Source organism: Acidobacteriota bacterium (assembly GCA_026393675.1).
GTDB lineage: Bacteria > Acidobacteriota > Vicinamibacteria > Vicinamibacterales > JAKQTR01 > JBAXOX01.
Map to the genome: position 1 here is coordinate 177177 of JAPKZQ010000015.1, position 26066 is coordinate 203242.

At 64.3% G+C, this 26066-nt stretch carries 20 protein-coding genes and 1 tRNA gene; 18 read left to right on the top strand and 3 right to left on the bottom strand.

The genetic code is table 11. The features are described from left to right. Positions 1-244 precede the first annotated feature (244 nt). The 6 genes from NT151_05495 (at position 245) to NT151_05520 (ending at position 5821) form a co-directional block, all read left to right on the top strand. Positions 245-1273 carry a response regulator gene (locus tag NT151_05495; protein MCX6538374.1) on the top strand — a complete coding sequence of 343 codons (1029 nt, stop codon included), beginning with the start codon at positions 245-247 and terminating at the stop codon, positions 1271-1273. Next, positions 1270-2742, top strand: a complete 1473-nt coding sequence (locus tag NT151_05500; GenBank protein ID MCX6538375.1) for a sigma-54 dependent transcriptional regulator — start codon at positions 1270-1272, stop codon at positions 2740-2742. Before NT151_05495 ends, NT151_05500 begins: the two co-directional genes overlap by 4 nt. Before the next feature lie 403 nt (positions 2743-3145). Beyond that, positions 3146-3760, top strand: coding sequence for a hypothetical protein (locus NT151_05505; GenBank protein ID MCX6538376.1), 615 nt, complete (start codon positions 3146-3148; stop codon positions 3758-3760). Positions 3761-3820: 60 nt separating this feature from the next. Then, positions 3821-4978, top strand: coding sequence for a response regulator (locus tag NT151_05510; protein ID MCX6538377.1), 1158 nt, complete (start codon positions 3821-3823; stop codon positions 4976-4978). Positions 4979-5167: 189 nt separating this feature from the next. After that, the gene (locus NT151_05515) at positions 5168-5614 is read left to right on the top strand and encodes a hypothetical protein (GenBank protein MCX6538378.1); all 447 of its coding nucleotides are present in this window, start codon (positions 5168-5170) and stop codon (positions 5612-5614) included. Positions 5615-5731: 117 nt separating this feature from the next. Continuing rightward, positions 5732-5821, top strand: a tRNA-Ser gene (locus tag NT151_05520). Between the two features lie 606 nt (positions 5822-6427). Here the strand turns inward: NT151_05520 and NT151_05525 are convergent. Together NT151_05525 and NT151_05530 are read right to left on the bottom strand one after the other, a co-directional pair. Then, on the bottom strand, positions 6428-6736 hold the full coding sequence (locus tag NT151_05525) for a DUF86 domain-containing protein (GenBank protein MCX6538379.1): 309 nt from the start codon (positions 6734-6736) through the stop codon (positions 6428-6430). A gap of 28 nt (positions 6737-6764) precedes the next feature. Beyond that, positions 6765-7073, bottom strand: a complete 309-nt coding sequence (locus NT151_05530) for a nucleotidyltransferase domain-containing protein (protein MCX6538380.1) — start codon at positions 7071-7073, stop codon at positions 6765-6767. A gap of 660 nt (positions 7074-7733) precedes the next feature. Between NT151_05530 and NT151_05535 the strand changes: the two genes are divergently transcribed. Then, on the top strand, positions 7734-8060 hold the full coding sequence (locus NT151_05535; protein MCX6538381.1) for a transcriptional regulator: 327 nt from the start codon (positions 7734-7736) through the stop codon (positions 8058-8060). A 166-nt stretch (positions 8061-8226) separates the two neighbouring features. Continuing rightward, positions 8227-9810 carry a TIGR03663 family protein gene (locus NT151_05540; GenBank protein MCX6538382.1) on the top strand — a complete coding sequence of 528 codons (1584 nt, stop codon included), beginning with the start codon at positions 8227-8229 and terminating at the stop codon, positions 9808-9810. A 31-nt stretch (positions 9811-9841) separates the two neighbouring features. On the opposite strand, the gene NT151_05545 is transcribed toward NT151_05540, so the two are convergent. After that, the gene (locus NT151_05545) at positions 9842-11032 is read right to left on the bottom strand and encodes a LacI family DNA-binding transcriptional regulator (GenBank protein MCX6538383.1); all 1191 of its coding nucleotides are present in this window, start codon (positions 11030-11032) and stop codon (positions 9842-9844) included. 285 nt (positions 11033-11317) lie between these two features. Between NT151_05545 and NT151_05550 the strand changes: the two genes are divergently transcribed. From NT151_05550 to NT151_05595, 10 genes are all read left to right on the top strand, one after another. Continuing rightward, positions 11318-11518 carry a hypothetical protein gene (locus NT151_05550; protein MCX6538384.1) on the top strand — a complete coding sequence of 67 codons (201 nt, stop codon included), beginning with the start codon at positions 11318-11320 and terminating at the stop codon, positions 11516-11518. Between the two features lie 117 nt (positions 11519-11635). Next, entirely contained in the window at positions 11636-15328 is a 3693-nt protein-coding gene (locus NT151_05555; GenBank protein MCX6538385.1) for a carboxypeptidase-like regulatory domain-containing protein, read from the top strand. A gap of 18 nt (positions 15329-15346) precedes the next feature. Continuing rightward, positions 15347-17029 carry a Gfo/Idh/MocA family oxidoreductase gene (locus NT151_05560; GenBank protein MCX6538386.1) on the top strand — a complete coding sequence of 561 codons (1683 nt, stop codon included), beginning with the start codon at positions 15347-15349 and terminating at the stop codon, positions 17027-17029. Positions 17030-17053: 24 nt separating this feature from the next. Then, positions 17054-18160 (top strand): sugar phosphate isomerase/epimerase, encoded by a 1107-nt coding sequence (locus tag NT151_05565; protein MCX6538387.1) that lies wholly within the window; start codon positions 17054-17056, stop codon positions 18158-18160. Between the two features lie 192 nt (positions 18161-18352). Beyond that, entirely contained in the window at positions 18353-19129 is a 777-nt protein-coding gene (locus NT151_05570) for a hypothetical protein (protein ID MCX6538388.1), read from the top strand. A 147-nt stretch (positions 19130-19276) separates the two neighbouring features. Further along, positions 19277-20524: a Gfo/Idh/MocA family oxidoreductase gene (locus NT151_05575; protein ID MCX6538389.1), complete on the top strand. Its 1248-nt coding sequence runs from the start codon at positions 19277-19279 to the stop codon at positions 20522-20524. 143 nt (positions 20525-20667) lie between these two features. After that, positions 20668-21855, top strand: a complete 1188-nt coding sequence (locus tag NT151_05580; GenBank protein MCX6538390.1) for an MFS transporter — start codon at positions 20668-20670, stop codon at positions 21853-21855. 21 nt (positions 21856-21876) lie between these two features. Continuing rightward, positions 21877-23310: a Gfo/Idh/MocA family oxidoreductase gene (locus tag NT151_05585; GenBank protein ID MCX6538391.1), complete on the top strand. Its 1434-nt coding sequence runs from the start codon at positions 21877-21879 to the stop codon at positions 23308-23310. Between the two features lie 24 nt (positions 23311-23334). Further along, the gene (locus NT151_05590) at positions 23335-23826 is read left to right on the top strand and encodes a DoxX family membrane protein (GenBank protein MCX6538392.1); all 492 of its coding nucleotides are present in this window, start codon (positions 23335-23337) and stop codon (positions 23824-23826) included. A 121-nt stretch (positions 23827-23947) separates the two neighbouring features. Continuing rightward, positions 23948-26062 carry a glycoside hydrolase family 3 C-terminal domain-containing protein gene (locus tag NT151_05595; GenBank protein ID MCX6538393.1) on the top strand — a complete coding sequence of 705 codons (2115 nt, stop codon included), beginning with the start codon at positions 23948-23950 and terminating at the stop codon, positions 26060-26062. Positions 26063-26066: the final 4 nt, after the last annotated feature.

The following is a 26066-nucleotide window of genomic DNA, read 5'->3' on the forward strand; positions in this document are numbered from 1 at the left end:
CCGGGCCGACACTCGTGCCGGTCGAGTGGGCAGTGCGTGCACACTCTGTGTGCGGTCGCGCACGCCAGCGTGTGCACGGCGGGGCCATTGAATCCACTGGAAATCCTCAGCAAAACATGACTTTGCCCTGTGTTTGCAGCACTTACACCGTGGTGACCCGCCGTGTGCGGATGTCTGGACGCTTTCTTGCAATGTGCGGGAATGCAACGTGAGTGGGCAAATTCCTCGCGAAGGTGGATTTCTGATGCTTGAGACAATCCAGCAGACAGCAAGTGTCATCGTCGTCGACGACACGGACGTCAGCGCCGAGGTGCTCAGGCGCCTCCTGCTTCAGGACGGCTATGCCGTCGAGGTGGCACACGACGGCGAGAGCGGCCTTGAGGCCGTGCGCCGGTCGACGCCGGACCTGGTACTGCTCGACGTGATGATGCCCGGGATCAACGGCTTCGAGGTTTGCCGGCGGCTCAAGTCCGACCCGGCCACCCGCCTCACGCCGGTTGTCCTGGTGACCACGCTCGACGGCCGGGACGACCGGATACAGGGCATGGATGCCGGTGCCGACGATTTCCTGACGAAGCCGGTCGACGGCATGGAACTGCGGGCCAGGGTCCGCGCACTGCTTCGGCTCAAACGGTTCACCGATGAACTCGATTCGGCCGAAGCGGTCATTCTGAGCTTGGCGCGCACGGTTGAGGCGCGTGATCCTTGCACGGAAGGACATTGTGAGCGGCTGGCCGGGTACGCCGTCAGGATGGGCGAGGCGATGGGCCTGCGCGAAGACGAACTGGCGGCGTTGTACCGGGGCGGCTTCCTGCACGACGTCGGCAAGATTGCGATCCCCGACAGCGTCCTGATGAAACCAGGGCCGCTGCTGCCTGACGAGTACGAATTGGTCAAGCGCCATACGATCGTCGGTGACGAGATCTGCACCGACTTCAGGGCGCTGCGGCCGGTGCGCCCGATTGTCCGGCATCATCACGAACGGCAGGACGGGAGCGGGTATCCCGATGGTCTGGCCGGCAACCAGATACCGCTGCTGGCGCAGATTGCCGGTGTCGTGGATGTCTACGATGCGCTGACGACCTCGCGTCCGTACAAGGAGGCCCTCACTCCGCCCGACGCGCTCGCCCTGCTGAGAGGGGAAGCGTTCGACGGTCTCCATCGAATGGAACTGGTCGATCTGCTGGCCGGGCTGCAGCGAGACGGGATGCTCGGCGCCGCGGTCGACACAAATGAGATGAGCCGCCGCTTCCTGAAAGGATCTGCCCGATGACACCCCAAAATCCCGTATTGCTCCTGGTCGATGACGACCCGCTGGTGCGGCAGGTTGTCGGTCGATTCGGCGCCGAGGCGGGATATGACGTCGTTTCGTGCGCGGGAGGCACCCAGGCGCTCGACCAACTCCAGCGCCGGCCTGCCTTCGCGCTGGTCGATCTGCGGATGCCCGATGTCGATGGCCTCCAGGTGCTGCGGGCCGTCCGCGAACGGGTTCCCACCTGCGAGATGGTGCTGATGAGCGGCGAAGCGACCATCGAGGAAGCCGTGGAAGCCGTGCAACTGGGCGCCATCGACTACCTCCGCAAGCCTCTCGATTTCGACCGGCTCCGCCGGTTGCTCGTCACGGTGCGTGAGGAAGCCGCCCGCCGCAGGAGCCTGCTGGCCATTGAGAGCGATGTGGCCCACCGTCTCGAGTTCTGCGGCATGCTGGGTCGCAGTTCCGCGATGCAGCAGATCTTCAGCCTGGTTCGCCGGCTCGCGCCGCACGTGCGGCACGTGCTCATCTGCGGCGAGACCGGCACGGGCAAGGAACTGGCCGCGCGGGCCTTCCACCGCCTGGGACCGCGCAGCCAGCAGCGCTTCGTCGCGGTCAACTGCTCGGCGGTAGTCGAGACGCTGTCGGAAAGCGAGCTGTTCGGCCACGTCCGAGGCGCGTTCACTGGCGCCACCGAGAACCGGATCGGCCTGTTCGAGATGGCGGACAAAGGCACGCTGTTTCTCGACGAGATTGGCGAGCTCCCGCTTGCGCTTCAGGCGAAGCTCCTGCGCGTGCTCGAGACAGGCGAGATCCAGCGCGTCGGGGCGGTCGAACGCCGGCGGGTCGACGTCAACGTGATTGCCGCGACCAACCGCAACCTGCGCACCGAAATCGCGTCGGGCCGCTTCCGCACCGACCTGTTCTACCGGCTCAACGTCATCGAAGTGACGCTGCCGCCGCTGCGCGAGCATCGCGAGGACATTCCCTATCTGACCGCCGCGTTTGTGCGCGAATTTGCCACCAGGCTCAGCAAGCCACTGACCGGCATCAGCACCGAGGCCGAACGGACCTTGTTCAATGCTTACTGGGAAGGCAACGTCCGGGAGCTGCGCAATGCCGTCGAGCGTGCCTGCATTCTCGCCGAGGGTGATCTGATCACTGAACGCGAACTGGTCGGCGTTGCGACGCCGCCAGTGCGCGCCGCAGTATCGGTCTCGGTCGCCGCGTCCCAGTCTGAAGTGCCGGTCGCCGCGGCGTCGGCTCCGCCTGAACAGGAACAGGACCAGTTCGGACTCAAGACGGTCGAGCGCGACCATATCGTGCGCGTTCTCGAGCGCTCACGCGGCAATAAGAAGGCGGCCGCCGAACTGCTCGGCATCAGCCGGAGGAAGCTGTATCGCTATCTCGAGGAGTACCACCTGCACATTCCACAGAAGGCGCTCCAGGTCGACGACACCGCTCCGCTGCAGAACACGACGCGCCACTAATTTCCAGCGCCGCTTCGGTCTTCCCCTCCCGGGGCCGGGGCGGCGCGTCCCCCTCTCGTCGGCTTTCGTCTTCTCTCCTCGTTCTTCCGCCTTCCTTCTTGTTCCTGGCCGGGCGCGATCAATCGCGCCCGGCTACTGCCTCCTTGTTCCTTGCTCCCGTCCCACTCCCTCCGCCCACGTCTGCACACCTCTGTGCCTCGGCCGGGCCAGACGTATCTGGCGACTCGAACACCGCACGCGAACTGTGCGGTTGATGCACAACTCTCGTGTGAGCGCGTGCGAAATCTTCGCTAGCCCAACCCGCCCATTCACTGGAAAACGTTGAAATACACGGAGTTACACGCATTCAACCAGTTGGCCCCGCGCTTGCTTTTCATGGCGGCGTAGAGAGAGGGACACGACAATGACGATGAACGGAAGGCAATTGCTGAAGTCGGTGAAAGGCTTCACGATTGCTGAGATGGCCACGATGCTGACGGTCACGACGATCGTCGCAGGGGTGGTGGCCCCGTCGGTCCAGGACTACATCTCCGAGGCACGCTTCACGCGCGCGTTCCGCGATACCCACGCGATTGCCACGGCGGTGTCGCGTTTCGAAGGCGACGTGCTTGGTCAGTCGAACAAAGATCGCGGCTGGGGCACCTTCGATCTGCTGGTTGGCGCGGGTGCGGTCCCCACCGTGGGCGCCGGCGGCGATCCCGCGTGGGTCGCGCCCCTTGGCTCCGCCAAAGTCGGGGCGCTCGACGACCAGCTCGTGACCAATGCTGTTGGATACAGTGCGTTTCCTCGCCAGACCAACTGGATCCGGGGGTGGCATCGTCCTTACATCGAAGCGGGCATCGGGCCCGATCCGTGGGGAAACCGCTACGCGACCAACGTCAGGGCGCTCTCGAGTGGAGCCAGCTGCACGGTGGTCGTGTCGGCGGGGCCCAACGGACAGATTGAGACCGCATTCCAGGGAGCGGCGATTGTCGCTGGTGGCGATGACCTGGTCGCATTGATCGCGCCAGCTCGCTAGGGCCGGGCATCTTGCGCAGCAGGTCGTGTCACGGGCTGTTAAGTATCAGGAGGATCAGTCATGTGTTCAGTGCTTCTCGTTGATGACGAGGAACTGATTCGAGAGGTGATGATGCGCTGGCTCGAAAGCCTGGGCTACGAGCCGAGAGAGGCCGCCAGCGCCGACGAGGCGCTTCAGCTGATGGCCGAGAAGCCCGCCGCCGTGGCGCTCTGCGACATCACGATGCCCGGCCACGATGGGCTCTGGCTGGCCGAGCGTCTGCGATCGCTCTATCCGGATTCGGCCGTCATCATGGCGACCGGCTCGCAGGAAGTCGACGCCGCACTCAACAGCCTCCATGTGGGGGTGGTCGATTACCTCGCCAAACCATTCACGCGCGACCAACTGCGCAACGCGATGCGGCTGGGCATGGATTGGCACCGGAATGCCATCCGCTCACGGCAGCGGGTCGCATCGCTGGAGATGGAGTTGAGAGAGCGGCTGGCGCCGCTCGCGGAGTACCTGGGCCGGATGCCGGTGACATCGGACGCGGCGCTCAACGAGATGCTGGAGTCGCTGGGCCTGGACCGCACCACGTTCCAGCACAGCCGGCGTGTGTCGCTGATCTCGGTCAATCTCTCCCTGGCGCTTGGCCTCCGAAGCCCGGAGCTGTCCGATATCGAGCGCGCTGCGCTGCTGCACGATGTCGGGAGACTGGCCATGCCCAAGACGATCTTGAGCAAGCCGTCCGCGCTGACCGAGGAAGAATACGCGGTGATCCGGCTGCAGCCGAAGCTGGTTCACGAGATTCTCCGGAACTGCCCGTTCCTCGAGCCGGCTTCCGGCACGATTCGATCGACGTATGAACGCTTCGATGGCACCGGCTATCCGTGGGCCCTCAAGGGTGAGGAGATTCCGATCGGTGCCCGCATCGTCGCGGTCGCCGATGCGTTCGATACGATGACGCATCAGCGGCTCCACCGCGACGCCCGCGCACTGCCAGAGGCGCTCTTCGAGATTCAACACTGTCGACACACGCAGTTCGACCCCATCGTCGTCGATGCGCTGCTGAAAGTGGTCAGCCTTCACTGGCAGCGAGGCGCGCCCAAGGTTGCAAGCGGAGAGTACGTCGACAACCCCCCGGGCCCGTCACGGACTCCGCAGGATTGCCGCATTCACGCAGGCGATGACCACGAGCATCGGGAACACCTCGCGTTCGCGGGCGTGATGCAGATGTAGAAGCCCGTTCATGCCGGGCATCACGCTGTTCCAGCGAAGCTCGTGAACACGGGCAGGCGCTCTTCGAAATCCACGCCATAATGCCTCATTGGGCATTAAAACAGTACGAGCGTTCGGTAAGTATGATATTATTCGTTTTGGATGCTCGTCTCGTCTGACGGACTCCATCCCCCGGATAGCGAGGCCTTTATGCGTACCAGTTCAATTGTTCTCGTGCTTGTTGCCCTGATCGTGATGTGCGGGTTTGCTCCCGCCACGTCGGCTCAGACGCCGTCCAACACCCAGTTCGAGGCCGCGGGAACCGATGCGGTCCGGGTCCAGGCGTTCCTCGCGACGCTGCAGGGCGCGTTGGCCATTGAGAACCACCTGAAGGTGGCCTCGCTCGTGAAGTATCCGCTCGACGCGTGGGCCGACGGCCAGACGCTCACGATCAGGAACGACTCGGACCTGTTGGCTCATTACCGCCAGATCTTCGATTCTTCGCTCCGCCGATCGATTGCCGAGGCGCGTATGGAGTCGCTCGCTGTCAGTGCGGACGGTGTGGTGCTTGACGGCGGCCGGCTGTGCTTCAAGGCCGGCGACAAGGGTCGGGCGCTGAAGATCGTGAAGATTGGGGAGCCTGTGGGGACCCGCTGAAGCAGCACCCGCGCTGGTGCTGAACCGGGGCCGCCGAGGCCCGTGCTAGAATCAAAGGCCTCGCAGCCCTTGGCGCGGCCTGCCGTGAGCGAGCCGGGCGAGCCGAGCGAGTCGAACGGAGAGATGTCCGAGAGGCTGAAGGAGCACGCTTGGAAAGCGTGTGTAGGGGAAACTCTACCGAGGGTTCGAATCCCTCTCTCTCCGCCATCCTTCGCTCACCCTCAGCTCGCACCACGCTTCCGGTGAGCTTCGGCTGGCGAGCCCACCTCTTGCGAAGGATGTCCGCCGTAGCCCGAAGGCGCGAAGGCGGACCACTCTTCGCTGTTTTTCCTCAGTATTTCGCACGGAATCATCAAGAATCGGAGTCTCTCACCCACCCCGCCGGTTCCGCGCAGAAACGCTCAGCCATTCGTTCAGTTGTCGGGTCGGAACGGCGCGAGTGACATTCCGGTGTGACATTCGCGCGTTCCTCAACGTGACGATTCCCTGAGCATCGACGGGCACTGGAACGACGCTGCCGGCCTCGACGCCAACGTTGTGCCAGCTGCAAGCCGAGAATCTGCTCGGCACATGTACCTTATCGAAACCGTGCGCGGCGTACCCACGGATGCGGGTTCGGCGACGGTAACGCCAAGTACAATGACGGGGAGTCGTGCGTCCATTGCGCTGCCGCGGATCATGCGGCCGGATGGTGCGGGAGCATGGCCCCGCGCATCCGTCGTCGGGGAGTCTACCTTCGGATTGTCACCTTGACGGGGACGTCTACGGTGCGGCACCGTCGAAACCCGTGCAGACCTCGCTATTGTTGGCCGGCTAACCGATGTCCCGAAGGATGTCGTCGATCTGCTTCAGCAGTGCTGGCAGCTTCGTCTTGAGCACATCCCACAGGATGTCCATGTTGACGCCGAAGTAGTCGTGCACGAGCTTGTCGCGCATGCCCGCGATACCCTTCCATTCGACCTCGGGATGTGCACTTGTGAGCGCCGCCGGGAGACGTTTTGCTGCTTCCCCGAGGATCTCGATGTTGCGGATGACGGCGTCTTGCGTCTTGGAATCGGCGAGAAACTGATCGTAGGTGATCTCTACCGTGTAGCGCTGGAGGCGAACGATCGCTTCGCGCATGTCCGCGAGGTATTCCTGCTGCCCTCACTTAGACATGCACGAGCGTCCACTTGATGTCTTCGGAGATCCGGGGCACTCGTATACTCTCGACGCCAACTGGCGTCAGGATGTCGACTCTTCTGCCGAAGAGTTGCACGAGGAATTGCTCAAGGCTCGTGAAATTGTCGTAGGTGGGCTTGGAGAATTCCACGACAAAGTCCAGATCGCTGGAATCCGACTGAGCGTCCTTGGCGAACGAGCCGAACAGCGCGATGGTCTTGACGCTGAAGCGCTCCAGGTTCGGTCGATGACGCCGCAAAACCTCAAGGATGTCTACCTTCGTCAACGCTGTCTTCATCGTAATTCCGCTCACCGTTCAGAGTACCAGAAGCGCCCTCGCGTTTGAATCTCAATTCCGCACTGCTCCGTAGCGGATCTTTAAGGTGGCCGCCGTGTAACGGCCCGGGAGACCCTCGCGGAGTACATTTTTACGAGTGACATCGCCCCGGCAAAACGCGAAAACGGACGCGAACAGACGCAAGCGGGCGGGAGAATTGGATAAGGCTAACCAGCAGGGCCAGTGCGAGTTACGCAGAAGAGCCCGTATTTGTTGGGGTTTCTTGGGTCTGGCTGCAAGACTCCCTCTCTCTCCGCCAGTTCCCTTTCGCTGTTTCTCCTCAGCAATCTGTACGAAACCGCCGAGACTCGGTTTCTCTTAACCTCCGTGTCAGATTCTCGCAGAATTGCTCAACAAGTTGCTGAGTTGTCCCGCCCAATTGGCCTGAGAGACATTCTCGCGTGACATTTCGGCTTCAGGCATAGCGAGAAGAGGATTGCAGGCCATACGCATTCAGCGTATGGTTTAGCCTGTGGAGTGTTTCGAGGCGCCAGCACGAGGTTGACGATTTGACGCCGACCCTGAAGGCCCATCTGCGCACGGCGATCGAGGCGGAACGAAAGACCCGTCAGGCCCGGCGCGGTGAGCGTCGACGGAGATAACCATATGGCAACAAACAAGCTGAAGAAGCGCGATCTCTTTGGTGAATTGATGGAAGGCGTCTCGGCGATGCGCGCCCACCGTGAGGGCCGCATCACGCTGCGCTCGCACCAGATCGAGCGGTTGTCGCTGCCGCCGATCGACGAGCAGGTCATCCGAAGCACGCGCGAACGTCTGCACATGTCGCGTCCCGCGTTTGCGTACCGCATCGGCGTCAACCCGCGCACACTGGAGCGATGGGAACAGGGACGGAGCAAGCCGAACGATCAGGCTGCGGCGCTGATTCTGCTCGTGCGCAAGTACCCGGACACGCTCAAGCGCCTGCAGCACCTCGCCGTGGCGGTGTAACCCAAGGACGCCCAGTTTCCTTTCAGGCGGCAGCCTGTTTCTCCCCCATACTTGACGCGGTCGAGTTGTGCTGCTAGCTTCTGTGTCCTTCGCGGCTTCCGTGCCCGCGGGCACGGCGTGAGTGCTGTCCACCGTTCGCTCGTGAGAGGATCTGACGGAGATTCCCATGTCTGTCGCCGACCGCCGTCTGGCGCCGTGGGCCTTCGCGGCGATCGTGGTCCTCGCCGCCGCGATGCGCCTGCCTGCGCTCGATGTGCGGCCGATGCACACGGATGAGGCCGTCCATGCCGCGAAATTCGCGAGGCTGCTGGAGCAGGGCGTGTACGAGTACGACCCCGAGGAGTTCCACGGACCGACGTTGAACTACCTCACGCTGGTCCCCGCGCGCGTGCGGGGCATCGCGCGCTACGCGGACCTCGACGAGATCACGCTGCGCAGCGTGCCTGCCGTCATCGGCATCCTGCTCGTCGCCGCCCATGTCCTGCTCGTTCCGGTCGTCGGGTTCCGTCCGGCTGCCCTCGCCGCCCTCCTCACAGCCGTCTCGCCCGCGATGGTCTATTACAGCCGGTACTACATCCAGGAGACACTCCTCGTCGCCTTCAGCTTCGGCGCGCTCGTCTCCATCTGCCGCTACCAGCAGAAGCCGCGCGCAGGATGGGCGATCGCGGCCGGGACGTCGGTCGGATTGATGTTCGCGACGAAGGAAACGTGGGTGATCGCGTTCGCGTCGATGGCAGGAGCCCTCGTTCTTGCGCGGGTGCTCGAGCGAAGGCGGCCGGCAGCTCCTCTGCCGGCGGACCGCCGGCGAACGGCTGTTCATCTTGCCGCAGCCGGCCTCACGGCCCTCGCTGTGGCCGGACTGCTCATGTCGTCCTTCTTCAGCCATCCGCGGGGGATCGTGGACTCGGTGACGACGTACACGACGTGGGTGACACGGGCAGGGGGCGCGTCGTGGCACATCCATCCGTGGCACTACTATTTCGGCCTCCTGCTGTCTGCCGGTTCGGACGGCAGCCCGGTCTGGACGGAAGCAGCCATTCTCGGCCTCGCCCTCATCGGCCTCGTCGCGGCCTTCGTGGGGAGCCGCGTCCCGGGCGGTAACGGGTCGCTGCTCGCGTTTCTCGGCGCCTACGCCGTCGTGATGGTCGTCGCCTACGCATCGATCCCGTACAAGACGCCATGGTGCGTGCTCGGATTCCTCCACGCGCTCATCCTGCTTGCAGGCGTGGGCGGCACTCGATGGATCGAGGCCTCGCCGGCCAGGCTGGCAAGGCCGCTCGTCGCCGCGGTCCTTGGTGCCGCCGTCGTCCACCTCGGGTGGCTCGCGTGGGCGGGCAGTGTCCGCTACGCGTCCGATCCTCGGAATCCCTGGGTCTATGCCCACACAGGCACCGGTGTCTTCGAGATCGCGCGGCACGTCGATGCCCTGTCCCGCGCGCATCCACTCCACGCGATGATGCCGATCGAGGTGATCAGCGGCCAGAACCTCTGGCCGCTGCCCTGGTACCTTCGACGGTTTTCAGCGGTCCGATGGGAAACGGCGCCCGTGAACGACGGGATCCACGCCCCCGTGATTCTCACCACTCCGGACATGGAGAACGCGATCCGCCGCAAGCTGTACGAGTGGCGCCGGCCCGGCGAGCGCGAGCTGTATGTGCCGATTTTCGACACCCCCGTCGAGTTACGGCCGCAGGTGGAAGTGCGCGGCTATGCCGCGAAGACCCTCTGGGATGAGACGGTCGTTCGCTGAACCTCCGGAGGTAGAGCCGTGATCGTTGGCGTCAGATTTCCACCACTCGAGCGGGCGCCGTGCGCCGCGGTCGGCGTGCGCCCGTCGGGCCGCGCACCCCGTCGGGCGGGGGCGGCGCAGTGCTCGAACGGATGACGAGCTCGTGCGGGAGCGTGACCGACAAGGGACCAACCAGCTCTCCCCGCAGGACCCCGAGGAGCAGTCGAACCGTGGCCTCGCCGATCTCCTGCATCGGCTGACGGGTAGTGGTCAGCGGTGGGTCGGCGAATCGGGCGAACCGGATGTCGTCAAAGCCCATCACCGACAGATCCTGTGGCACGCGCAGGCCGCGCTGGCGGGCGATCTCCAGCACGCCCATCGCCATCTCGTCGTTGAAACAAAACACGGCGGTGGGACGGCTCTTGCGACCCAACAACCGCCGTGCACCGTCGATCCCGGATTCGATCGAGAAGTCGCCCTGGATCACGGTCAATTGCTTCCGGATTCCCGCGATCCTCGCCCGTGCCAGCGTGCCTTTGAGGCGGTCGCGGCTGAGGGGACTCGCCAGTGGGCCCGTAATAATGCCGATGTTGCGATGCCCAAGCCGGCACAGATAGCCCATGGCCTCGTGGGCCGCCTTGGCGTTGTCGATGTGCGCGCTCGGCACGCCGAGGGCGGGACTGAACTCGCAGCCGTTCACGACCGGTGCGCGGCCGGGCGCGGTCGACCGCACGAGGCGCGCGGCGGCTTTGGGCAAGCGGTGCCCGAGAAAGATGAGGCCGTCGGCCTCCTGCCGCAGGAGCATCTGGGCATATCGATCCTCGCGCTGGACGTCGTGCTGCGTGTCCCCGAGCAGGACCGCGTAGCCGGCCCGCAGGGCGGCCTTCTCGATGCCTTGCAGGATCAGCGCGAAGAACGGATTGGTGATGTCCGGAACGGTGACGAGCAGCTTGCGGGATCGGAGCGTGCGAAGGTTCCGGGCCGCTGCGTTTGGCGCGTAGCCGAGTTCCTCGACGACCTGCTTCACACGCCGCCGGGTTTCCGGGGACACCACCTGCGCCCGACTCAGCGTACGAGATACCGTGGCGGTCGAGACGCCGGCCCGGCTGGCCACGTCGCGGATGGTCGCCGCCGTTCTGAACCTGCCGGAGCCTGGCTCCGAAACACCATGCGACGAGACCGGCCTCGTGCTCATCACCGCTCCCTCGAAGTCGCGCGGGAAGCCGCCGGTGGGCGCGCGCATGCCTAAGGCTATCATGTGCGCCGACGGGATCGGGCCTGGATCCATGGACGGAATCGGGCAGGAACTGAGCCGTTGAAGCGATGCCGCCGCAGCGTAGTTTCCGCTTGCGCGGGATTTTGGGTTATGTTATAAGCCTGCGTGTAATCGGTTACATTGCTAGTAGTCCTTCATTCTTCGTGAGTCGCGCTTGACTGTCGTGCCTGCATGACGCATTCGGTCGTTGAGACGCAACGATTGTTGTACCAGACTCCGCTCATGCCATGACCCTCGAAGGGACGTTTCTTGGTGCAACGACACCAAGGCGAGCGGAGGCTGTTCGATGTGTCGCTGCTTGACGGCGCGACACTCTGGCCGCTGTCCTTGCGGCGCATCGACGTGCTGCTGGAGGACGACGGCATGATTCGTGTCTTCACCGGAGTGCAGTTCAAGGATGCGCGTCTATGCCGAGGCTGGCCCCAACAGCATGCTGCGGCGTTCGTTCAATGACCGGCTGGTCGCCCCGATCCGACAGGGAGACCGGCCGGCGCCTATCCCACCCAGAACCCGTCGTTCATCACGCCAACCGCTCACGTATCTCGAAGAGCTTGGAGGAGGACCTAACCTATGAGTGCGAAGCCAACGTCGAACATCGTCATGGGCTTGTTAGCGGCCTCGTGGCTCCTGGCCGCGCCGGCCGCCGCGCAGTTGACTACCGGAACCGTGACGGGATCTGTGAAGGACGCCCACGGAGCCGTGATTCCGGGCGCCAGCGTCGTGTTGACCAGTGTGAACCGCGGCACGGCTCTCTCGCGCGCCTTCACCAACGGGACCGGCGACTTCGTCATGGTGAACGTGCCGCCGGACTCCTACAACATCACGGTGACAATGGACGGCTTCAAGACGCTCAAGCGCGGCCCGATCGCGGTCAGCGCCGGCGACCGTACCGGGGTCGGTGTGCTGAACATCGAGGTCGGCGGCGTGTCCGAGTCGGTCGTGGTCACAGGTGAAGCGCCGATGGTGCAGGCGCAGAGCGGCGAGCGATCGTTCGCGGTCCCGACCAGCGCGGTCGAGAACCTGCCGATCACCACCCGGAGCTTCGTTGCGCTCGTGTCGCTGGCACCGGGCGTGGCCAACGACACGAGCGGGCAGCAGGTCGGCCGCATCGGCGACCGCGCCTCCACCGGCGGCGGCAACGGCAACATCATGATGGACGGCATCTCGACGATGGACACCGGCAGCAACTCGATCCTGCTGCAGATGAACGTCGAGTCGATCGCCGAGGTGAAGGTCCTCGTGTCGGGCTACCAGGCCGAGTACGGCCGGTCCAGCGGTGTCCAGGTGAGCGCCGTGACCAAGAGCGGCACGAACAAGTTCCGCGGGGCGGCCTACGGCGTCTTCCGGAAGTCGAACTGGTACTCGAACAGCCAGACGAACATCCTGAACGGCGACCCCAAGGCGACGGTGAAGGAGAAGGACCTGGGCTACTCGATCGGCGGTCCGATCGGCAAGCCCGGCGGCAACAACAAGCTGTTCTTCTTCTATGCGCACGAGTTCATGCCCCGGACCATGGGCGGCGATACGGTGCGCTACCGCTTTCCCACCGCGCTCGAACGGGCGGGCGACTTCTCGCAGACGTTGGACAACAACGGCAACCCCTACCCCTACATCAAGGATCCGCTGATCAGCGGCACCTGCTCGGCGTCCAACCAGACGGCCTGCTTCAATTACCAGGGCGTGCTGGGGCGCATCGACCCGGCCCGCCTGTACCAGACGGGCGTCAACATCCTCAAGATGTACCCGATGCCGAATGTAAACGGGGGCACTTACAACTACGAGGTGCAGCGGCCCGAATACAGCCTGAGGGCGAACCAGCCGGCGGTCCGCCTCGACTACCTCCCGACGCCGAAGCTGCGCCTCTCGTTCAAGTACGCCGGGTGGGCACAGGGGAGCGACACGATCATCGGCACGACTCCTGGCTGGAGCGACACCCGTCAGTACAACCCGTTCGTCCGGACCATCGCGGTCAACACCACCTACTCGCTGAATTCGACGACGTTTCTCGAGGCGACGTGGGGCCTCGGGCAGAACTCGCTCACCGGCTGCGCCCTCGCGCAGGGCAGCACGGGCCCGAACGACTGCCGCGCCGGGTTCCCGGTGAACGACAACGCGGCCCTGAAGAACGTCGGCCTTTCGGGTCTGCCGTTCATCTACCCCGACGCGGGGATCGTCAACCTGGACTACTTTGCGTTTCAGGCGTTGAGCGGCGTCAACCCGCCGATTTGGGACGGTACGCGCATCGGGATGGTGCCGAACCTGGCGTGGGGCAGCCGCATCGGCAACGCGCCGCAGAACATCCCGTTCCCGGGCTACCTGAACACGAACAAGACCTGGGACTTCTCGACCAGCCTGACGAAGGTGACGGGCCACCACACGTTGAAGGGCGGGTTCTATACCACGCACAGCCTGAAGGCGCAGCAGCGGCAGGGGTGGCAGGGCACAATCACGTTCGGCCAGGACACGTCCAATCCACTCGACACCTCCTACGGCTATTCGAACGCCGCGCTGGGCGTCTTCTCCTCCTATGCCCAGAACTCGAAGTACATCGAGGGGATGTTCGTCTACACGAACATCGAGGGCTACATCCAGGACAACTGGAAGGTGAGCGACCGCCTCACGCTGGACTTCGGCGCGCGGCTGGTGAACCAGCAGCCGCAGTACGACCAGTTGCTCCAGGCGTCGAACTTCCTCCCCGACAAGTGGTCGAAATCCAGCGCCCCGTACGTCTACCTCGCGGGCTGCGGCAACGGCGTTTACCCGTGCTCGGGCACGAATCGCCAGGCGTTGGATCCGCGCACTGGTGCGCTGCTCGGCCCGAACACCGCCGCGGCGATCGGCACGCTCGTGCCCAACTCGGGCAACGCGCTGAACGGCCTGTACCAGGCGGGACAGGGGATCGCCGACACGGCGTACCTGTGGCCGTCCCTGGTGGTTGGCCCGCGCTTCGGCGCCGCGTACGACCTTACCGGCAAGCAGCAGATCATCCTGCGCGGCGGCGCGGGGCTGTTCTTTGACCGCACGAGCGGCAACGCGGTCATGTCGATCATCGCGAACCCGCCCGCGCTCGAGTCGGTCACGGTGCGGTACACGACCCTGCAGAACATGGCGTCCGGCCTCAGGACCCAGGGCGCCCCGGCGCTGAACCCGTATCAGTATGAATCGAAGCTCCCGTCCACCTGGACGTGGAACGGCGGCGTCCAGCTGATGCTGCCGTGGGCCACGGCGCTCGACGTCGAGTACACCGGTCTGCACGCCTATAACATCGTCGAGCAGCCGGACATCAACTCGATCGACTTCGGCACCGCGTTCCAGGCCGCGTACCAGGACCCGACGCTATCGAGCACAATCCCGGGCGCCGCGGCGGTGCCCACCGACGCCATGCGGGCGATCCGCGGCTATGGCTCGATCGCGATGTTCTGGGACCGCGGCTGGCTGACCTCGCACACGCTGCAGATGTCGGTGAACCGCCGCTTCCGGAACGGCCTCTCGTTCGGCTTCAATGACACGTGGTCCCTCTACCAGATCGGGAGCACCACCGTGAGGCTGCAGCACAACGCCGACGGCAGCTACACCGAGCGCGCCGACCAGGCGAAGGCGGACCAGCTGCTCGGGAAGTACGTGCCGATCACGCACATCATGAAGGGGAACTTCGTGTGGGACATGCCCGATGTCCCGAACAACGGACCGCTGACGAAGACGCTGGGCTATGTCCTGAATGACTGGCAGCTCTCGGGCGTATGGACGGGCAACACCGGCCCCGCCTATACGATCGGTGTGTCCTACGCCAACGGCAGCGGCAACGTGAACATCACCGGCTCGCCGAACTACGGGGGCCGGGTGAGCCTCGTCGGACCGACCGGCTCGGGCTGCAGCAGCGACCCGCTGCGCCAATTCAGTTACGCCGGCTTCGCGCCGCCCGCCATGGGTAGCGTCGGCCTCGAGTCTGGCTCCGACTACGTTCGCAGCTGCTTCCAGAGCGCGCTCGATTTGTCGCTCGCGCGCAACATCAGGCTCGGCGGTACGCGGAATCTGCAGTTCCGGCTCGACATGTTCAACGCACCCAACGCGGGCGGCGTCACGGGGCGCAACGCCACGATGCAGGTGCAGAGCCCGCTCGACGCGACCATGACCAACCTGCCGTTCAACGCTGACGGCACCGTGAACTCCAACCGTAGCCTGCCGAAGAACGCCGGATTCGGCGTGGCGAACGCCTACCAGCTTCCGCGGCGGATTCAGATGCAGATTCGATTCTCGTTCTAGGCCGAGAGAGGTACAGGCATGGCGAACGAAGGCATCTCCAGGCGACATTTCTTCTTTGGGACGCTGCTGGCGGGCTTGATTCCGCGCGTGGGCTTCGGGAGCGTGCCCTCGCTCAAGGCACTGGGCTACCAGTCGCCCAACGAGAAACTGAACATCGCAGGCATCGGGGCCGGCGCCCAGGCGTTCAGCGATCTGCGCCAGTGCGAAACGGAGAACATCGTTGCGCTGGCCGACGTCGACTGGGTGCGCGGTGTCCCGGGCTTCGAGCGGTACGACAAGGCGACGAAGTACAAGGACTTCCGGCAGATGCTCGACAAGGAGGGCAAGAGCATCGACGCCGTGGTGATTGGCATCCCGGACCACATGCACACCTTCGCGGCGCTCTGGTGCATGGAGCGCGGCAAGAGCGTCTACGTGGAGAAGCCGCTGACGCGGATCGCCTCGGAGGCGCGCCTGCTCCGGCTGGCCGCGCAGAAGTACAAGGTCGCGACCCAGATGGGCAACCAGGGGTACTCGCACGAGGCGACGCGGGTCGCCAGTGAGATCATCTGGGCCGGGGAGATTGGGGCGGTCACCGAAGTCCACGCCTGGATGAGCCGGCCGAGCTGGCCGCAGGGGATGACGAAGACGCCGCCGCCGACGCCGGTGCCCTCGACGCTCGACTGGGACATCTGGCTGGGCACCGCGGCCGCCCGCCCGTTCACGACGGGCGACCAGGAGTACAAGGACTTCGTTGCGGCCCGCAGCGCCGCGCGAGGGCGGGGCATGGGGGGCGGCGGCGGCGCGGCACCGGGCGCGCCGGGCGCCGGGCAGGCCGGAGGTCCGCCGCCGGGAGCGGCGGGCGGCGCGCCGGCAGCCGCCCAGGCCGGGCGTGGCGGCATGGGCGGGGGCGAGGACTTCGGCTTCTACCTGCCGTTCAACTGGCGCGGGTTCTACGACTTCGGCAGCAGCCTGATTGGGGACTGGGGCGTCCACATTCTCGGGCCGGCCAACTGGGCGCTCGGATTGAGCCCGGAGAATCTGATCAGCGTGGAGTGCATCAAGAAGGATCCGCTCCCGCCGTTCACCTTCCCGGACGTCTTCACCATCAAGTACGAGTTCAAGGCGCGCAAGGGCATGCCGCCGGTCACGGTCTACTGGTATCAGCACACGGGCGGGGACGCCTACATCCCCAGCGGCATGACGGTCGACGAGGCCCGGAAGGTCCCCAACACCGGCCCGCAGGTCGGACCGGCGAACGCGGGGCGGGCAGGCGCGGGCGGCCGTGCAGGCCGGGCTGCCGCCGGTGGTGGCGCGCCGGGTGCGCCGGGTGCGCCTGGCGGCGGCCGCGCGCCGCAGGGGAGCGGGTACAACTGCATCTTCGTCGGCAGCAAGGGATATCTGGGGACCAGTGGGCGCGGGGAAGGCGTGGGCCTCCTGCCGGGGTCGCGCTGGGCGGACTACACGTTGCCGCCGGCGTTTCTGACGCGCTCGCCGGGACATCAGCGGGACTGGATCCGGGCGTGCAAGGGCGGCGCGCCGGCGTGCTCGCAGTTCGAGATCGCCGCGCCGTACACCGAGTGGCTAGTGCTGGGATCGGCCGCCGTGCGCGTGGACGGCAAACTGCTCTACGACGCGCAGACGGGGCTATTCACCAACAGCGCTGAAGCCAACAAGCATCTCCAGCTCAACTACCGCAGAGGTTGGGAAGTCAAGCTGTAGGGAACCGCGACGGGAGGACATCCAGTGGATTACACGCGACGGGAATTCGGGAAGATCGCCCTGGCCACGGCCACCCTGCCGCTGGCTTCGTGGGAGTTGATCGCCGCCGCCAAGCCGAACTCGACCTTCGGCGGCGTGCAGATCGGCACCATCACCTACAGCTTCCGCTCGCTGCCGAGCAGCGCGGAACAGGTGCTGCAGTACTGCCTCGATTGCGGCATCGACGGGATCGAACTCATGTCCAACGTTGCCGAAAACTACGCCGGCTCGCCGCAGGCAGGACGCGGCGGCGGCCCGGGCGGACCTCCGCCGGGCGCGGCGGCCGCGGGCGGTCCGCCTTCCGGGGGAGCGGCAGCCGGTGGTCCGCCTGCCGGCGCAGGCGCTCCGGGCGGTCAGGGCCGCGGCCGGGCGGCGCTGACGCCCGAGCAGCAGGCCGAAAGGCAGAAGCGGGCCGAGGAACTGAAGGCGTGGCGGCTTGCCGTGCCGATGGCGAAGTACAAGGCGTTCCGGAAGATGTACGAGGACGCGGGCGTGAAGATCTACGCCTTCAAACTCCCGCCGACGCTCGAGATGTCCGATGAGGAGTACGCCTACATCTGGAACGTGGCCGAAACGCTCGGCTCCAACCACGTCACCATGGAACTGCCGACCGAAGATGCGCTGCTCGCGAGGGTCGCGTCATACGCGGCGAAGAGGAAACTGCGGATTGCGTTCCACACCCATGGACAGGGCGGTGCATCGGGATTCGAGAAGGTGCTGAGCGCGTCCAAGTACACGGCGCTGAACTTCGACGTGGGTCATTACTACGGCGTCAACGGCGAGTCTCCGGTGCCGCTGGTTCAGAAGTACCACGACCGGATCGCCAGCCTGCATCTGAAGGACCGGAAGGGGCCCGGCGTCGCCGCCCCAGAGAGCGCCCAACCTGGCGCTGGCGGCCAGGGCCGCCCCGGCGGTCCGAACATGCCTTGGGGGCAGGGCGAAACGCCGCTCAAGGACGTGTTGCAGCTCATGAAGAAAGAAAAGTACAAGTTCCCGGCCAGCATCGAGTACGAGTACCAGACGCCGGAAGGATCCGACGTGCTGACTGAGATCAAGAAGTGCGTGGAGTACTGCAAACGGGCGCTTGCGTAGTGCTTCGACTCGCGCATCCGGTTGCGTCTTCGCGCTCGGCGACCGGTCAGAACGCGCGCTCAGCACTACGTCCTGAGGGAACACGTTCGTCACCGAAATTGTGAATCGAAGGACGTAACGGACGTACACTCACCAAACCAAGGGGACAGACACCGGAACCGCCTGACAGGCGCTGAGGGATACATGGTCTCGATGGCGATTTCGGTGTTTGTTCCAGTTTCTTCCTCTGAACAGCTGAATCCAGTTATGAACATCAGGCGCCGCTGCAAGGGGCGGTGCGCCGGCGTGGCGCACCCGTGGCTGCTCGCCGCGTTACTACTGCTGGCCATGCCGATTCTGGCGGCCGCGCAGGCGCCGCCGGCGGGCGGGCAGAAGCTCGTACCCATCCGTATCGTGCTGCCCCAGCCCATGTTTGAGGGCACGCCTCAGAATCTGAGGGTGCCCAACCTGGAGAAGCCGCGCTATAAGGCGCGAGACCCGTTTCTGGCTCCAGCCGGAGTAGTGAATGTCGCCAGACGCAAGAAGGTGGTCGGCAGCGACATGGCGCCGGTGATCGGCGAACTGGCCATGATCATCGACGGGGACAAGTCGGGGGAGGAAGGCAGCTACGTTGAGCTGGGTCCGGGGCGCCAGCAGGTGACCGTGGATCTGGGGGCCCAGCACGAGATCTATGCCGTGCTGTTCTGGCATTTCCACCAGACTCCCCGGGTATACTTCGACGTCGTAGTCCAGATCGCGGATGACGAGAAGTTCTCCAAGAATGTCCGGACGTTGTTCAATAATGATCACGACAACACGTCCAAGCTCGGTCCGGGCAAGGACATGAATTACGTCGAAACATCGGAAGGCAGGCTGGTCGACGCCAAGGGTTCCATCGCCCGTTATGTCCGGTTGTACAGCAACGGCAACAATGCCAACGAGATGAATCACTACGTCGAAGTCGAGGTTTTTGGCCGTCCCGTCAAGTGATGGTGTGATGCTCGACGCCATCGATGGGGGCTCCCCGCAACCTTATACGCCCTGTGATATCGCGGCTGCCGTCGCGGGCCTGACGGACGCCGTTGCTTGATTCATGAGCGCATCACGGGAACAGACCACTAGCTCAAGGACGCCAGCATGAACACAACAAGGCTGAGGGTCGGCTTCGTGGGGGCCGGTTTCATCGCACGATTTCAGGCGACGGCGATGAATCAGGTCCGCGGAATTGAACTGGCGGGTGTCCACGCGCAGAAGGGCGCTCCCGAGCTGGCGTCGATGGCCAGGAACCTGGGGCTTGGGGACACGGTGGTCTACGGCAGTGTCCCGGAGTTGGTCAAACACGTGGACTGCGTCGCGATTCTTGCGCCGAATTTCGCGCGCGTTCCCATCATGGAAGAAATTGTCTCAGCCGTCAAAGCCGGGGCGCAGCTGAAGGGCGTGATCTGTGAGAAACCCCTGGGCCGCACCGTCGCAGAGGCGCGGCGCCTGGTCGAGCTGGCCCAATCGGCCGGCCTGCGCACGGCCTATTTCGAAAACCAGATCTTCATGAAACCCATCGCCACGCAACTGGCGCAGTTGGTGCCGGTTCAGAGGAACATGGGTCCGCTTTCCCTGACGCGATCGGCCGAAGAGCACGGCGGACCCCATGAAGGGTGGTTCTGGGATCCGACTCGGCAGGGGGGCGGGGTGCTGAGCGACATGGGGTGCCACAGCATCGCCGTGGGGTGGTACGTGTTGACGCCGACCGGCAAAGGTATCACCTTCCTGCAGCCGCAGAGCGTCAACGCGGAGGTCGCGTTGCTGAAATGGGGGCAGCCTTACTGGCGTGAGAAACTGCTCAAGGACCGGGGCGTGGATTATACAAAGACTCCCGCCGAGGATTTCGCCACAGGAATGGTCACGTACAAGAATCCCGAAACCGGACAAAAAGTGAAGTCGCAATTCACAAACTCCTGGATGTTCGAGAAGCAGGGGCTCCGGCTGTTGATGGACGGCATGGGGCCCGGATACGCCTTTGAGATCAACACGCTGGTGTCGCCGCTCAACATCTTCATCGGCGATGCCGCCGCCGAGGCCATCAAGGACGCCGAATCCGCGCTTGAGAAGGCCACGGCCTCCCGCGGATTGCTGGCCGTGCAGTACAACGAGGCCGATCTCTACGGCTACACGGACGAAAGTGCCGATGCCCTCGAAGCGTTCACCGGCGGTCGCGACGCGATGCTGCCCTGGAGTTACGGTTTGGAGATTACGCGGCTCGTCATGGCGGCGTACCTGTCTGCCGAACGCAAGAAGGTCATTGACCTCACCGATCCGGCAGTTCAGTTGGAGTTGGAGACCTACGTGCCCTTGATCCAGCAGGGCCGGGGCGCGGACGTTCTATTGTGAACCGCTGATTCACGCTGAAGAACCAGAGACGAGACAGCATGGACGATGCCGGCGGTGACCTGACGCCCGCATCGGCATTCAACGGCTGACATCGGCGCTGGCGCATGTCGCGACGGCAGGGTCGTTCAGAGGAGGAAACTGTCATGGAAGAAACGAAAGGGACGAAGCTCACTGCCGCAGTCGCCCTGATGGCTGTGTTCAGCCTGGCAATCTGCTTCATCATCATCGGCGCTGTCTCGGAAGAACTGAAGAAGGCGCTGGCTATTACCAATGACCAGATTGGAAGTCTGGTCCTGGCGCTCTTTCTGACCAGCATGATCGTGCAGCTGATCATTGGTCCGATGCTGGACAAGTTCGGTCACAAGCCTCTGGCCATTCTCGGTTTCCTGGTGGCCAGCGGCAGCATGTTCCTGTTGGCGTTTGCGCCGAGTGTGGGGTGGGCATTCTCTGCCTGCATCCTGCTGGGCGTCGGCGCGATGTGCCTGAACACCGTGGGCAACACGCTGATTCCTGTCGTGATGTTCGAGGGCCGGGACCCGGCGCGCGCGAGCAATTTCGGAAATGCGTTCTTCGGCTTGGGGTACGTGCTGACACCCCTGCTGTTCTCGCTGTTCGCCACGCTGGCCCTGGGCTACAAGACGGGGGTGTCGATCATCGGCGTACTCCTGCTGGTGTTCCTGCTGATAGCGCTCGGCACGAAGTTCCCGAAGGCGTCAACGGGATTCCGGTTTTCGATGGCCGTCACGCTGCTGGGAAAGCCAGCCGTCCTGGTTGCCGCCCTTGCCCTCTTCTGTTACGTGGCGCTGGAAATCAGCATGGGCACCTGGATCAAGCCGTACATGACCGAGATCTTCGGCGGCGACAAGAATCCCGCCGCCGTGAGCAATGCCGGACTGGTGCTGAGTGTCTTCGGGGTGGCCATGATGGTTGGAAGGTTCTTGACCTCGGCGGTGAAGAACCTGACGGCCCTGGGCGGCAAGGTGATCGCCGGCGCCGCTCTCGTCTCGATTCTGGCCGTCCTGCTGATGATGCTGACGCACAGCACGGTCCTCGCGATCATTGCGGTGGTGCTGACCGGTCTGGTTTTCGCGCCCATCTTCCCGACCATCGTGGGGGTCACGTTTGCGAAATTCGAACCCAATCTCTACGGCAGCATCTTCGGCATCGTGTTCGCCGTGGGCTTGCTGGGCGGAACGGTCGTGCCGAAGATTATCGGCAACTTGAGCGTTGGCGCGACGGTCCAGCAGAGCCTGGGCATCGCCGTCGCGATGGCGGCCCTTCTATTCCTCATCGCGCTGTTCATCAGCAGGGTCGGGAAGCAGGCACGATAGGCCACGTCGGGAGAGGACACCATGGCGGAGGACGACAAGAAGGATCAGCACGCCAATCCCAGCAAAGAAGCCGGCAAGCTGATGAATCGGCGCGACGTGTTGCAGGGACTGTCGACGGTGCCGGTTCTGGGTCTGTTCGGATATGCCCTCAACAAGCAGATCGGCTACGAGAAGGCGCAACAGGAAGCGGTGGCCAGCCCCGCGGCTCCAGCGGCGGGTCTCTCCGAGATCAACGTTGCGTTGCTCGGCACTGGCGCTCAGGGAGAGGTGCTGCTCAGCTCCATGCTGAAGATACCCGGCCTGCGTTTCCGCGCGGTCTGCGACATCTGGAAGGAGTACAACCAGAAGCGAACGGTGAACCTGCTAGCGAAGTACAAGTTCGATGTCAACGCTTACGAAGACTATCAGGAGATGATCAGCCAGGAGAAGAACCTGGACGCGGTCGTCATTGCGACGCCGGACTTCTGGCACGCGCAGCATACAGTCGATTGCTTGAAGGCCGGACTGCACGTCTACTGCGAAAAGGAAATGTCAAATACGGTGGAGGGCGCCCGGCGCATGGTCCGTGCCGCCCGCGAGACTGGAAAACTGCTGCAAATCGGGCATCAGCGGCGCAGCCATCCGCGGTACATCCACTGCTTCGAGAAGATCATCAGGGAAGCGCGGATGCTCGGTCGCATGGTCACCGTCAACGGCCAGTGGAACCGAGCCGTGAAGCCCGATCTGGGCGCGCCGCTTCGCTATGCCATCCCGGAGGACCGGCTCAAGAAATACGGCTTCAAGTCCATGGCGCAGTTTCGCAACTGGCGCTGGTACAAAGGACTAGGCGGAGGCCCGATCGTCGATCTCGGGTCTCACCAGATCGACATCTACAACTGGTTCCTCGAATCTCAGCCCCAGTTCGTCGTCGCCAGCGGTGGGACCGATTACTATGATCCGGCAACGCACGAATGGTACGACACGGTGATGGCCGTCTATGAGTACGAGACCAAGGCGGGCAGGGTCCGGGCGTATTACCAGACTCAGACGACCAACGGCAGCCAGGGGTATTTCGAGAATTTCATGGGCGACCAGGGAACCCTGATCATCTCCGAATCGGAAGCGGCGGCTCGCGGCGTGATCTACCGGGATGTTTCTGCGCCGGCGTGGGATCAGTGGATCCAGAAGGGCTACGTCTCCACGCCCAGGGTCCTCGGCCCCAAGCCGGAAGGCGGTGAGGCGAGCCTGGATGTCCGCGAGTCGGTTTCGCCCGACGAGCACCGGATCCCGATCACATTCCGCGACCCCTACCACAAACCGCATTTGGAGAACTTCTTCAATTCCATTCGCGGAAAGGCAACGCTGAACTGCCCGGCCGAGATCGGGTTTGAAACGGCGGTGACTGTACTGAAAGTCAACGAGGCGGTTGACGCCAATAAGCGCCTGTCCTTCACCAAGGACGAATTCAGCGTTTGAGACATGTCATACCTGGCAGGGGATATGGAAGAAGAACGAGTCTCCCGGCTGCAGATGAGCGCCCTGGTCATTCTCAGGGTCGTGATCGGCTGGCACTTCCTCTATGAAGGGGTCGCCAAGTTGATGAAACCCGGTTGGTCGGCGGCCGGATTTCTCTTGCAGTCCCGGGGTCCCTTTGCCGATCTGTTCCGGGGGATTGCCGGAAGCCCGGATGTTCTGGCGGTGGTGAACACCCTGAACATGTGGGGCTTGTCCTGCATCGGGCTGGGACTTATTCTGGGTTGCTTTACGCGCTTCGCTAGCGCCTCGGGCATATTTGTGCTCGGCGTCTATTACTTGTGCAATCCGCTGCTGATTGGCTACTTCTACTCCATCCCGATGGAGGGCAGTTATCTGATCGTCAACAAGAATCTGGTGGAACTGGCCGCCCTGTTTGTCATTCTGGTCACACAGAGCGGCCGGCACGTGGGACTGGACCGGATTCTCCACGTGTGGTTCACCAAGCTGCGGCGCTGACGGGCTCGGGACGAGTGCGGTCTCACCGATCCTGATCCAGTCGCCGTCACTCGGATACGTGGTCTGCGCCTGCCGCGTTCATTTCTCACCCGGCGCGACAGGCGGTGCGATAGGAGACGCGATGAGCTGGAAATCTGCATTCGCAGCAGTCATTGTCGCACCAGTACTCGTGGTGCAGGCGGCGCCCCAGGCGACAGCGCCCGCCGCGGCAGCAGCGACGGCACAGGCGAAACCCGCGGCGGCAGCGCCTGCAAAGCCGGCAACGCAACCGAGGATCGAGGGGCGCAAGGCGCCGGTAATGACGGTCGCCGGGTTGAAGTTCCGCGACCTGAACAAGAACGGCACGCTTGATCGCTACGAGGACTGGCGGCTGCCGGTCGACCAGCGCGTCGCCGATCTCGTCGCGAAGATGACGGTGGCGGAGAAGACCGGTCTGATGATCCACTCGTCGCTCGCCGGTTTCACCGGTCCGAACGGCGAGGTGCTCGGAATGCCGGCGGCTGGGGGCCGGGGCGGCGCAGGCCGCGGCGGCGCGGCCAGCGCTCCAGCGAATCGCGCGTTCGAAGGCGGCCCGAACCCGAACAACGTCGAACCGACGGGGAGCGCGAACCCGACGCAACTCATCACCGAGCGCCACATCCGCTACATCCTGGTCCGCCCCAACGCGGGCGAATCGCCTGACATCACCGCGAAGTTCCACAACGGCCTCCAGGAGATGGCGGAGGCCAGCCGGCTGGGCATCCCGATCGTGTTCAGCACCGACCCGCGGCACGGTGTCGGCCGCGGCGGTGCTGCCGGCGCCGCGCCTGCCAAGCCGACGATCTCCCAGTGGCCCGACCAGTTGGGGCTCGCCGTCGCGCGGGACCCGGCGCTGGTGAAGCAGTTCGGACAGATCGCGGCCAAAGAGCTGAGAGCGATTGGCATCCAGTGCCTGCTCGGGCCGATGGCCGACACCATCACCGAGCCGCGGTGGAACCGGATCAACGGTACGTTCGGCGAGGATGCCAACCTGAATGCGACGATGATCAAGGCGTTTGTCGAGGGCTTCCAGGGCAAGCCGCTCGGGCCGGACAGCGTGATGACCGTCACCAAGCACTATCCCGGCGACGGCCCGGTGAAAGACGGCTACGACGGCCACAACGCGTACGGCAAGTGGTACATCTACCCGGGCAACCAGTTCGACTACCACCTGATTCCGTTCAAAGCCGCGTTCGAGGCGGGCACCGGCGGCATCATGACCGCCTACGGCATCCCGGTCGGGAGGGACACGGTCGGGATTGCGTTCTCGAAGGCGATGGTCAATGAGTTGCTCCGGCGCAAGCTGGGCTTCCAGGGCCTGGTGGTCACCGACTGGAACCACAACATGCCGTGGGGCGTCGAGAAGCTTTCGGAGAAGGACCGGCAGAAGACGGAAGTGCTTGCCGGCGTCGACCAGATCGGCGGCAACAACGATCCCGGCGTCATCCTGAGTAACGTCAAGGACGGCTCGATCCCGATGGCCGTGATCGACACGGTGGCGCGCCGCGTGCTGCGCCCGATGTTCCAACTCGGCCTGTTCGAGAACCCCTACGTCGATCCGGACCGCGCGAAGGCCACCGTGGCCAGCTCGGAATTCCTGGCGGCCGGGTATGCCGCGCAGCAGAAGGCCGTGGTCCTGCTGAAGAACGCCGACGACCTGCTTCCGGCTGCCCCCGGGAAGAAGATCTACGTCGAAGGGATCTCGAAGGACATCGCAGCCACGTTCGGCACAGTCGTCGATGATCCGAAGGCCGCCGACATTGCGATCCTGCGCGTGGCTAGCCCGACCTCCACCTATCCGTACGGCGGCGCGTTCGCCGGCGGCGGCGGGCGCGGCGGTACGGCCACGCCCCCGCCTCCACCGCCGGCGACGCCGTTCGGCATCACCTTGGCCTACGGCAACGCGGCGAACTGGCAGGTGCTCGACAACATCAAGAAGATCGCGGCGACCGGAGCGAAGACGGTGGTCATCGTGAACATGGACAAGCCCGCGATCCTCACCGAGTTCATCGACAGCGTCGCCGGCGTCTACGGCGTGTTCGGGCCCAGCGACGCGGCATTGCTCGACGTGGTGTTCGGCAAGGCGAAGGTCACCGGCAAGCTGCCCTTCGACGTGCCGAGCGACATGCCCTCGGTCATGGCGCAGGCCGCCGACGTGTCATTCGACATGCTCGACCCGATGTTCAAGTTCGGCTTTGGGCTGAGCTACAAGCGCTGAACCG